Origin of the sequence: Kitasatospora sp. MY 5-36, from assembly GCF_001182915.1 — a bacterium.
In the GTDB taxonomy this organism is placed as follows: Bacteria; Actinomycetota; Actinomycetes; order Streptomycetales; family Streptomycetaceae; genus Kitasatospora.
This window is the reverse complement of the sequence record NZ_LFVW01000533.1, coordinates 1-4,282: the sequence shown is the minus strand read 5'-3', so window position 1 is coordinate 4,282 and position 4,282 is coordinate 1. Positions and strand designations below refer to the sequence as shown.

At 75.4% G+C, this 4,282-nt stretch carries 4 protein-coding genes; 1 reads left to right on the top strand and 3 read right to left on the bottom strand.

The genetic code is table 11. The annotated features are described in order from the left end of the window. Nucleotides 1-665: esterase family protein (locus AE652_RS29305; RefSeq protein WP_049656918.1), on the top strand; the 665-nt coding region annotated here is incomplete at its 5' end. A 295-nt stretch (nt 666-960) separates the two neighbouring features. On the opposite strand, the gene AE652_RS29300 is transcribed toward AE652_RS29305, so the two are convergent. The 3 genes from AE652_RS29300 to AE652_RS29290 all read right to left on the bottom strand — a co-directional run. After that, nucleotides 961-2,367: a DHA2 family efflux MFS transporter permease subunit gene (locus AE652_RS29300; RefSeq protein ID WP_049656917.1), complete on the bottom strand. Its 1,407-nt coding sequence runs from the start codon at nt 2,365-2,367 to the stop codon at nt 961-963. Next, entirely contained in the window at nt 2,364-2,549 is a 186-nt protein-coding gene (locus AE652_RS29295; RefSeq protein ID WP_049656914.1) for an MbtH family protein, read from the bottom strand. Before AE652_RS29295 ends, AE652_RS29300 begins: the two co-directional genes overlap by 4 nt. Beyond that, a partial coding sequence (locus AE652_RS29290) for a thioesterase domain-containing protein (RefSeq protein ID WP_049656913.1) occupies nt 2,546-4,282 on the bottom strand: 1,737 nt, incomplete at its 5' end. The genes AE652_RS29290 and AE652_RS29295, both read right to left, overlap by 4 nt.

Below are 4,282 nucleotides of genomic sequence, written 5' to 3'. Positions count from 1 at the left end.
CGGCCGGCCGGCGGGTGGACGTCCACCTCCCGGCCGGGCACCGCGCGGACGGCGGACCGTACCCGGTCGCGGTGCTGCTGGACGGCGAGATGTGGGGCGGGGTGCTGTCCGTCGGCGACACCCTCGACAACCTGGCGGCGGACGGTGCGATCCCGCCGACCGTCGCCCTGCTCGTGCACACCATGGGCCCGCAGCGGCCGGACGACCTGAGCTGCAACCCGGCCTTCGTCGACCTCCTCGCCGACCGCCTCCTCCCCTGGGCCGTAAAGGAGTTCGGCGCGAGCACCGACCCCGCCGACACCGTGGTCGCGGGCCAGAGCGCGGGCGGCCTCACCGCCGCCTACGCGGCCTACCGCCGCCCGGAGCGCTTCGGCAACGCGCTCTCCCAGTCCGGCTCCTTCTGGTGGCCCGACGAGACCGAGTTCGACGTCGGCAGCGAGTGGCTGACCCGCCGCCTCGCCGCCGAACAGCGGCGCCCGGCCCGCTTCTGGATCGAGGTCGGGCTCCAGGAGTGGATGCTGCTCGCCCAGAACCGCCACCTGCGCGACGTCCTCACCGCCCGCGGCTACGACCTCGCCTACCGCGAGTTCAACGGCGGTCACGACTACGCCTGTTGGCGCGGCGGCCTGGCCGACGGGCTCGCCCACCTGCTGGGCGGCCGGTGACCTGCGGACCAGCCGGTCCGCGGGCGGTCGGCGGCGATCGGGGACCTCACCCCTGATCGCCGCCGGCGGTCGCGGTCGGGATCCGGGAACGGCGTCACCGTCTTCTTCCGGGGTCCACGACCGGGTAGAGCGGGAAGCCCATCCGCGGGTAGTCGCGGATGGGCTTCCCGCTCGAGTCGTTGTCGGGGTCGGTCGGCGGGACGATCCGGCACGGTGGCGTTGCTCCCGTGTCCGGTGCGGTGGTCGTCCGCCGGGCCGCACGACGCGGCCGGGCGGACGACCACCACCTGAGGGCTCAGTCCTCCGGCGGCGGGCCCGGGGCGTCGACCGGGAGGCGGACGGCCAGGAGGGCACCGGCGGCGACCAGGGCCGCCGTGAGCCCGAGGGCGAGCCGGTACGGTCCGGCGCCCGCGCCGTCGCCGAACGCGCCGATGAGGGCCGCGGTGGCGGCGATACCGAGGGCGCCGCCGAGGGTGCGCAGGATGGTGAACAGGCCCATCGCGCGGCCCATCGCGGGCGGCGGGACGTCGGCGAAGCCGGCGATCTGGACGGTGAGCACGGCAATGCCCAGCACCAGTCCGACGGCGAACATCAACGCCCGTACGGCCCACGGGTTCTCCGCGAAGCCGAGCGCGGCCAGCACGGCCGCCGCCAGCAGCAGCCCGGGCAGGGCCAGCCGGCGTGGGCCGAGGCGGGGCAGCAGGCGGTCCACCACCTGCGAGGCGGCCATCAGACCGATGGCCTCCGGGAAGACGCTCAGCCCGGCGTCCAGGGCGGTGGCGCCGCGCGCCGCCTGGTAGAGCAGCGGCAGCACGAACAGGGCGCCCATCAGCCCGGCCGAGGTCAGCAGGGCCAGCCAGCTCGCCGTGCCGAAGGTGCGGTCGGCGAGCAGCCGCAGCTCCACCAGGGGCTCGGCGGTGCGCAGTTGGTGCCGTACGGCGGCGCCCAGCAGGACCAGGCCGAGCAGTCCGCCGAGGGCCACCCCCGGGGAGGCCCAGCCGTGCGCCGGGCCGAAGCCGAGGGCGTAGGTGAGCAGCCCGAGGCCGGGGGTGGCGAGCAGGAAGCCGGTGGTGTCGAAGCGGCCGGCCGGGGGCTCCTGTTCGCCGCGCAGGCCGATCAGCCCGATCAGCACGGCGGCCGCGCCGATCGGCACGTTGACCAGGAACAGCCAGTGCCAGGAGAGGTGTTCGGTGAGGAAGCCGCCGAGCGGCGGCCCGAGGGCGGGCATCAGCGCGGTCGGGACGATCAGGATGCGGCCCAGGCCGGCCCGCTCGTGCGGGGCGAAGGCCCGGAACAGCAGGGTCATCCCGACCGGTGTGAGCAGCCCGCCGGCCACGCCCTGGACGGCCCGGGCGGCGGACAGCGCGCCCAGGCCGGGCGCCGCCGCGCAGAGCGCGGAGGCGAGGGTGAAGGCGGCGAGCGAGCCGAGGAAGACCCGCTTGACGCCGTACCGGTCGCCGAGCCAGCCGGCCACCGGCAGTCCGAGGGCGAGGCCGACCAGGAAGGCGGTCTCCACGGCGTTCGCCGCCGAGACCGGGCGGCCGAAGTCCTCGGCGATGCTGAACAGCGCCGGGTTGACGATGGTCGAGTCCAGGCCGTTCATGCACATCGCGGCCGTGTAGACGACCACCACCGCGGCGCGCCCCGCGAGCAGGGGGCGCGCCGGGGCCTGGACCGCCGGAGGGGTTGCCGGAGGGGTCACAGCGTGGTCCAGTGCGCGGTGATCCACTCCAGGGCAGCCGGCCGCTCGCAGGGGCCGTGGGCGACGGTCCAACCGGCCGGGACGGCGGCGAAGGCGGGCCACAGGGAGTGCTGTCCCTCGGCGTTGACGAGCGCGAGGAACTCGCCGTCGGCGTCGAAGGGGTTGGCGGGGGCGTCACTCATCGGTGGTCTTCTCCATCGTCGGTCTTCTTGTCGGACTGCTTGTCGGACTGCTTGAGGTGGTCGGCGATCACGCTCGCGATGTGCGCGATCGGCTCGGGCAGGGTCATGTCCTTGTGGGAACAGGCCACGTCCGTGTTGTCGATCCGGCCGGACACGTACGGCGTCCACAGCTCGGGCACCAGGGTGTCGTCGATGGTGTCGACGGTGGCGCGGAAGAACAGCACGTCGCCGTCGAAGCGGCGGTGGTCGTAGCCGCGCACCAGGTGGTTGGTGTTGAGGTAGATCCGGTTGAGCGCGGCCACGGTGCTCTCGTCCAGCCCGGCGAGCGGGCTGCCCTCGCGGCGCAGCAGCGCGGTGACGGCGCCGAGTTCGAGCGGCAGGCCGTCGAGGTCCTCCGGTCCGAAGCCGCCCATGGTGAGCAGCGCCTCCAGTGCCTCGGCCTGGTCGGGGACGGGCAGCTCGCGGAAGCCCTCGGCCGGGTAGGCGTCCAGGATGGCGAGCAACTCGACCTCCTGGCCCAGCTCCTGGAGCCGGACGGCCACCGCGTGCGCGATGATCCCGCCGGTGGACCAGCCGAGCAGCCGGTACGGGCCGTCCGGCTGGACCTCGCGCAGCCGGCCGGCGTAGTGCGCGGCCAGCTCCTCCAGCGTTTCCGGCAGCGGGAGTTCGGCGGTGGCGGCACCGACGCCCTGGGCCTGGAGGCCGTAGATCGGCACCTCGCCGGGCAGGTTGCGGATCAGGCCGGTGTAGCACCAGCTGAGGCCGCCGGCCGGGTGGACGGCGAACAGCGGGCGCTGCCGGCCGGGAGCGACGGGCCGCAGCGGCAGCAGCACGTCCAGGGCGTCGGCGGCGGGCGCGCCCGCCGCGAGGGCGGCGTCCAGGGCGGCCACGGTCGACGCCTGGAACAGCGCGCCGATGCCGACCTCCAGTCCGAGCACCTCGCGGATCCGCCCGGCGAGCCGCACGACCAGCAGCGAGTGCCCGCCGAGTGCGAAGAAGTCGTCCTCGACGCCGACCGAGGCCACGCCCAGCACCTCGGCGAACAGTTCGCACAGCTGCTGCTCGCGCGGGGTGCGCGGCGGGCGGCCGGCCCCTGCGGCGGGGGCCTCGGGGGCGGGCAGGGCGCGGCGGTCGAGCTTGCCGTTGGCGGTCAGCGGGAGGCGGTCGAGCAGGACGACGGCGGAGGGCACCATGTGGGCGGGCAGTTCGGCGGCGGCGTGGGCGCGCAGCTCGTCCGGGGTGGCGGTGCCGACCGGTCCCACGGCGCCGACCGGCGCGACCGCGTAGCCGACCAGCCGCTTGTCCCCCGGCACGTCCTCCCGCACCACCACGGCGGCGTCGGCGACGGCCGGGTGGGCGGCCAGCACGGCCTCGATCTCGCCGAGTTCGATCCGGAAGCCGCGCAGCTTGACCTGCTGGTCGGCGCGGCCGAAGTACTCCAGGACGCCGTCGGCGCGGCGCCGGGCGAGGTCCCCGGAGCGGTACATCCGGGTGCCGCGCTCGCCGAACAGCGCGGCGTACGGGTCGGCGACGAAGCGGGTGGCGGACAGCTCGGGGCGGCCGAGGTAGCCGCGGGCCAGGCCCGCCCCCGCCACGTACATCTCGCCGGTGACACCGGGCGGGACGGGCTGGAGGTGCTGGTCGAGGACGTAGACCCGCAGGTCGGGGATGTTGACGCCGATGGTGCTGCTGCTCCCGGCGGCGGCGCTCGCCCGGTCCAGGGCGATGTACGA